This is a genomic window from Roseovarius halophilus (ex Wu et al. 2025) (assembly GCF_047086965.1).
In genome coordinates, this window is sequence record NZ_JBKOTX010000274.1 from 1 (window position 1) to 5,958 (window position 5,958).

Genomic DNA, 5,958 nt, shown 5'->3' on the forward strand with positions numbered 1-5,958 from the left:
GGGGCGACGACGCGGCATAGGTGGCTCGTCGGGGCGGGGGCCGTCCCGATCCCCGGTGGATGCGGCACCACACGCACCGGGAGAAGGCGCCAGCGCCGGCGCGGCGGGCAGAACACTGCTGATCAACTTGCCGGCCGAGGCGCGGCCGTGCCGGCCGGCTTCGGGTGACGTTGATGCTTTCCATCGGCGGTCTTTGGACTGGCGGCGCCGCGCCCTGCACGGGCGCACCTTGGCCCACTTTCACCGGCCGTCGCGCGCCGCGCGAGGCCTGAGACGGGCCGGGTTTGCGCACCGCGGCGATACCGACGCGATACCGCCGCGATGCAGTGAGGGGCGTAGGCGCCTTTTCAACCGCGCCCGGTGTCAGCCCTGAGGCGGCAGGATCAGGCGGTCCACCACGTGGATGACGCCGTTGGATTGCTCGACATCGGCGATCGTCACGTTGATCATCCGGCCGCGTTCGTCCTCCAGCATGATATCGTCACCGTCATAGGTGGCTTCGATCGTGCAACTGCCAAGGGTCTGAACGGGGTGTGCCCCGCCGTCGTCGTCGATCATCGACTTGATCGCACCCGACATCGCGTCCGCGCCAACCACATGACACAGAAGAATATTTTTCAACTGATCCTGCGCCGCCGGTTGCAGCAGCGCCTCGACCGTACCTTCCTTCAACAACCCGAAGGCGGCATCGGTCGGCGCGAAGACGGTGAACGGCCCGTCGCCCATCAGTGTTTCGGCAAGGCCCGCCGCCTTGACCGCGGCGACAAGCGTTTCGTGATCCGCCGAGTTGACGGCATTTTCGACGATGTTCCTGTCCGCATACATTGGCGCCCCGCCGACCATCGGGTTGTCACCAGCCGTTGCCCCGGATGCCAGCCCGATAACGGCGGCAGCGAAAAATGAAGTCCTGAACATGGTTTACCTCCAGTTTTGGCCATGCGTTGTTGCATGATACCCGCCGAAGCCACGCAAACAGGACGCCAATGGTTTCAGGAATTTTCGCAGGAACCAGTCACAGGCGCGTGATCTCTCCGACCGCCAGAACATCACCTGTGGGGGCACCTTTGGGCGACCCGCCGGGAGGTTCGTCCGAAATGGCAAAGACGCCGCCGTCGAGCGCCGTCCTCAGATCGGGCTCAACCGGCAGGCGGGCGCGCTCGGTCTCGGGCAGCACCCCGAGCGAGACGGGCGGCTTGTCACCCGCGATCAGCCAGAGTTCCAGCGCCCGGCCCGGCCGCGCCGCGCCTTGGGACCGCTCGACGTAAAGCTCTCCATTGGTGTCGTCGTACCCGGCCGCGACAACGAGGTTGCCATCCTCGGACACGATATCTGCGTGATAGACGGGGTCATCAGGCGGCATGGGCCCGGTTGATGGCAGATCCACGAGGACGAGAGCCACGAGGGCAAGAGCGGCCGCCGTGGCCGCGCCCGCCAGGCGGCTTCTCGCCAACCGCTGCCAGAAGCTCTGCCCCGCCTTCTGAAATAGCCTGTTTTCCAGTTTCTTGCGCACCCGCGACGGCGGGGTAACAGGTGAGACCTCTTCGGCGAGCGCGGTAAAATCCTCGGCCCACTGGGCATGGAGCTGGCGCAGGTCCGGCTCATTGGCCAGACGCTCCTCGAACACGGTCGCCTCCTCGGGCGTGAGCAGGCCGAGGGCGTATTCCCCTGCGAGAACGACATCGTCGTCGCGGTCCGGATGTTCCTGATCGCTCATCGCGTCAGACACTCCCTCAGGCTCAGCAGACAGCGCCGCAGCCACGTCTTCATCGTGTTCAGGGGCACCTCGAAATGGGCGGCCAGTTCGGCATAGCTTTCGCCTTCGAGATACGCCCGGCGAACCGCGTCGGCCCGCCTTTCTTCAAGTTCTTCGAAACAGGCATCCAGCCTTGCGCGCTCGGACGCCTGGACCGCCTTCTCTTCGGGCCCCGGCCCGCCATCCGGCAGAGAGTCGTCCAGTTCCGCCGCCGCCGTCTTCGTGCCATGCCGGCGCTTGCGGTCTATGGCGGCATTGCGTGCGATCGCGATCAGCCATGTCATCGGGCTGAAGCCGTTTGCCTGATATTTGCCCGCGTTGTGCCAGACTTTTACGAAAACTTCCTGCAGGACGTCCTCCGCTTCGGATCGGTCGTCCAAGATACGCAGGATGATGCCAAAAAGTTTCGCCGAAGTATCTGAATAAACTTGGCGGAAGGCATTTTTGTCACCGATGGCAACGCGCGCGATCATGGCTTCGATTTCATCGCGTTTCGACATCTGTCCTCAAAACTGCTCACGCACAAAAAACGTAAAGGCGCTATTGGTGTCATGCCAGAAGAAACACCGGGTCAGCCGCAAATCGCGCGATCGGAAGCATTGAAATGACAAAAGGTACTATGGACTGAAAGATGGCCATCCCCGCGCAGGCGCGGGGATGGCCGTGTCGTCACGCGGCGAGGTCGAAACGATCCGCGTTCATGACCTTGGTCCATGCGGCAACGAAATCGTCGAGGAATTTCGCGGCGTTGTCGTCCTGTGCGTAGACTTCCGCATAGGAGCGCAGGATCGAGTTGGACCCGAAGACCAGATCGATGCGGGTCGCTGTCCACTTGACCGTATCGGTCTTGCGGTCGCGGATTTCGTAGATGCCGCCGTCGGCGGGAACCCACCGATACGACATGTCCGTCAGGTTGACGAAGAAATCGTTCGTCAGGGCGCCGACACGGTCGGTCAGCACGCCGTGGGTGGTGCCGCCGTGGTTGGTGCCCAGCACGCGCATGCCACCGACGAGCGCGGTCATTTCATGTGCAGTGAGCCCCATGAGTTGCGTGCGGTCCAGCATCAGCTCTTCGGCGCTGACGATGTAATCCTTCTTCATCCAGTTGCGGTAGCCATCCGCCACCGGCTCCAGCACGTCAAAGGAGTCGGCATCGGTCATCTCTTCGGTCGCGTCGCCGCGGCCCGGCGCGAACGGCACTTCGATGTCGTGGCCCGCCGCCTTCGCCGCCTGCTCGATGCCGACATTGCCGGCCAGCACGATGACGTCAGCCACGCTGGCGCCCGTTTCCGCGGCGATACCTTCGAGGACGCCGAGCACCCGCGCAAGGCGTTCCGGCTCGTTGCCTTCCCAGTCTTTCTGCGGGGCAAGGCGGATGCGCGCGCCGTTGGCCCCGCCCCGCAGGTCGGACTGCCGGAAGGTGCGGGCGCTGTCCCACGCGGTGGCGACCATGTCGGCGACGGAAAGACCGCTCGCGGCGATTTTCGCCTTGACAGCGTCAACGTCGTAATCGCTCGCGCCCGCCGGCACCGGGTCTTGCCAGATCAGGTCCTCGTCGGGGACTTCGGGGCCGAAGTACCGCGCCTTGGGGCCCATGTCGCGGTGCGTGAGCTTGAACCAGGCCCGCGCGAACGCGTCGTCGAACGCCTCGGGGTTGTTGTAGAACCGCTCGGAAATCTTGCGGTAGGCGGGATCCATTTTCATCGCCATGTCCGCATCGGTCATGATGGGGTTGTAGCGGATCGACGGATCCTCGACATCGACGGGCTTGTCTTCTTCCTTGATGTCCACGGGCTCCCACTGCCATGCGCCGGCAGGGCTTTTCTTGAGCTCCCACTCGTAGTTCAGCAGCAGGTGGAAATACCCGTTGTCCCATTTCGTCGGGTGGGTGGTCCAGGCCCCCTCGATCCCGCTCGTGACGGTATCGCGCCCGACGCCGCGGCTCGTGTGGTTGTTCCAGCCAAGCCCCTGCTCGTGGACGTCCGCGGATTCCGGGTCGGGACCCAACTCGGCGGCGTCGCCGTTGCCGTGACACTTGCCGACGGTATGCCCGCCGGCCGTCAGCGCGACGGTTTCCTCGTCGTTCATGGCCATCCGCGCGAATGTTTCACGCACCTGCTGGCCCGTCTTGAGGGGATCAGGGTTGCCGTTCACGCCCTCGGGATTGACGTAGATCAGCCCCATCTGCACCGCTGCAAGCGGGTTTTCCATGGTCGACGGGTCGCTGACATCGCCGTAACGCTCGTCCGACGGGGCCAGCCATTCCTTTTCCGCGCCCCAGTAGATGTCCGTCTCGGGATGCCAGATGTCCTCGCGGCCGAACGAGAAGCCGAAGGTTTTGAACCCCATGGATTCATACGCCACGTTTCCGGCAAGCAGGATCAGGTCGGCCCAGCTGATCTTGTTGCCGTATTTCTTCTTGATCGGCCACAGCAGGCGTCGCGCCTTGTCCAGATTGGTATTGTCGGGCCACGAGTTGAGCGGGGCAAAGCGCTGGTTGCCGGTCCCGCCGCCACCACGACCGTCTGCGATACGGTACGATCCCGCGGCGTGCCATGCCATGCGGATCATCAGGCCACCGTAATGACCCCAATCCGCCGGCCACCAGTCCTGGCTGTCCGTCATCAGGGCTTCGAGGTCTTTCTTGAGGCCATCGACATCGAGCTTCTCGAGTTCCTCGCGATAATCGAAAGACTCGCCCATCGGGTTCGTCTTGCTGTCATGCTGGTGGAGAATGTCGAGGTTCAGGGCATTGGGCCACCAATTCATGACATCCTTTTCGGTGGCGGTGTTTCCGCCATGCATCACGGGGCACTTGCCCCCTGTCTTGATATCGTTTCCGTCCATGACGGCTCTCCTCTGCTATGTCATTGGCCTGAATTTTTACAACGGTCGGATGGTGAGCGTGCGGTGTGCCATTTTAGCGGGCGGCCGTCGAATCCTGTGCCGTTGTCACACATTGCTTATAACATGTTTTTAGATTAGTGAAATTTGGAATTTCTAATCGCGGAGTTAATTCAGGGTTATGAATAACCTCACGATGAAGCACCTTCGCTATTTCGAGGCGCTGGCACGGTATGGTCATTTCCGGCTCGCCGCCGAGGCGTGCGGTATCTCGCAGCCCGCCCTTTCGGTGCAGATCAAGGAGCTGGAGGCCTTGCTTGGCGCGCCCCTGATAGAAAGGGGCGCGCGGCAGACCCGTCTCAGCGGTCTGGGCGAGGCACTTGCGGACCGTGCCCGTGACATCCTGCGGGCGGTGGACGAGCTGGACGATCTTGCGCGCGCCGCGCTCGGTCCGTTGACGGGCCGCTTGCGGATCGGCGTCATCCCGACGATCGCGCCGTACCTGTTGCCGAGCATCATCAAGGAACTGGGGGCGTTGAACCCCGAACTCGACATTCGACCACGTGAAGCGATCACGCAGGTCTTGATACGCGATCTGCGCGAGGGGCGGCTGGACTTCGCCGTCGTGGCGCTGCCCGTGTCGGAAAAATCGCTGCACGAGGAGCCGCTGTTCGAGGAAAAATTCGTACTCGTGCGGCCGATGGCTGATGCCGATCGGCCTGTGCCCAACACCGACAGCCTGCGCGAAATGCGGCTTCTGCTGCTGGAGGAGGGGCATTGCTTCCGCGAACAGGCGCTGTCGTTCTGCAGCCCGTCAGTATTGTCGACGCGCGACCTGATGGAAGGCAGTTCGCTTTCGACATTGGTGCAGATGGTCGGAGCCGGGATCGGGGTGACACTTATTCCCGAGATGGCGGTGCCGACAGAAACCCGTTCAGCCGCGGTGTCGGTGGGGCACCTGACCGGGCAGCGGCCGAAACGGACGGTTGGCATGGTGTGGCGCAATAGCAGCCCGCTCGCCCCGCAATTTTCCGAAATCGCCCGAATGCTCGGAAAAATGGAACGCCCCGGGGCCTCCTGACGCGCGGAACCGCGACCAGTTCAACCCGCCGCTGGTGCCCGAAGGCACGGCGCTGCTTGGCCAATGTGTCACTCAGGTGAGAACTGCCAATTATACCTTCTAACCTCCTACCGTCCTTGGCGAGAGATTTCCGGCTTCGATCTGGGTAGAGGGTTGGTCATCTCCAGTCTTTTTGTAAGCGTGACCTGCCACGGGATTTTTCCTCCATTTGGAATTAGAATCCGACCCAAACGAAGGGACGGACAATGAAGCGAACGAGATATACAGAAGAGCAGATCAT

The 5,958-nt window shown here is 62.7% G+C and carries 5 protein-coding genes; 1 reads left to right on the forward strand and 4 read right to left on the reverse strand.

Annotated elements, in window-relative coordinates:
- Positions 1-363: 363 nt before the first annotated feature.
- The 4 genes from ACH107_RS29320 to katG form a co-directional block, all read right to left on the reverse strand.
- Entirely contained in the window at positions 364-915 is a 552-nt protein-coding gene (locus tag ACH107_RS29320; RefSeq protein ID WP_412509248.1) for a fasciclin domain-containing protein, read from the reverse strand.
- 97 nt (positions 916-1,012) lie between these two features.
- A complete protein-coding gene (locus ACH107_RS29325) occupies positions 1,013-1,714 on the reverse strand; it encodes an anti-sigma factor domain-containing protein (protein ID WP_412509249.1) in 702 nt (233 codons plus the stop codon).
- Complete coding sequence (locus ACH107_RS29330) at positions 1,711-2,253, reverse strand: sigma-70 family RNA polymerase sigma factor (RefSeq protein ID WP_412509250.1); 543 nt, start codon at positions 2,251-2,253, stop codon at positions 1,711-1,713. Before ACH107_RS29330 ends, ACH107_RS29325 begins: the two co-directional genes overlap by 4 nt.
- Positions 2,254-2,422: 169 nt before the next feature.
- A complete protein-coding gene (katG, locus tag ACH107_RS29335; RefSeq protein ID WP_412509251.1) occupies positions 2,423-4,600 on the reverse strand; it encodes a catalase/peroxidase HPI in 2,178 nt (725 codons plus the stop codon).
- Between the two features lie 178 nt (positions 4,601-4,778).
- Here katG and ACH107_RS29340 point away from each other — a divergent pair, with 178 nt between their 5' ends.
- On the forward strand, positions 4,779-5,678 hold the full coding sequence (locus ACH107_RS29340; protein WP_412509252.1) for a hydrogen peroxide-inducible genes activator: 900 nt from the start codon (positions 4,779-4,781) through the stop codon (positions 5,676-5,678).
- Positions 5,679-5,958: the final 280 nt, after the last annotated feature.

What these genes read in the sequence shown, in the direction of transcription:
- ACH107_RS29340 (WP_412509252.1), top strand. Translation starts at nt 4,779, where the DNA reads ATGAATAACCTCACGATGAAGCACCTTCGCTATTTCGAGGCGCTGGCA.
- ACH107_RS29320 (WP_412509248.1), bottom strand. Translation starts at nt 915, where the DNA reads ATGTTCAGGACTTCATTTTTCGCTGCCGCCGTTATCGGGCTGGCATCC.
- ACH107_RS29325 (WP_412509249.1), bottom strand. Translation starts at nt 1,714, where the DNA reads ATGAGCGATCAGGAACATCCGGACCGCGACGACGATGTCGTTCTCGCA.
- ACH107_RS29330 (WP_412509250.1), bottom strand. Translation starts at nt 2,253, where the DNA reads ATGTCGAAACGCGATGAAATCGAAGCCATGATCGCGCGCGTTGCCATC.
- katG (WP_412509251.1), bottom strand. Translation starts at nt 4,600, where the DNA reads ATGGACGGAAACGATATCAAGACAGGGGGCAAGTGCCCCGTGATGCAT.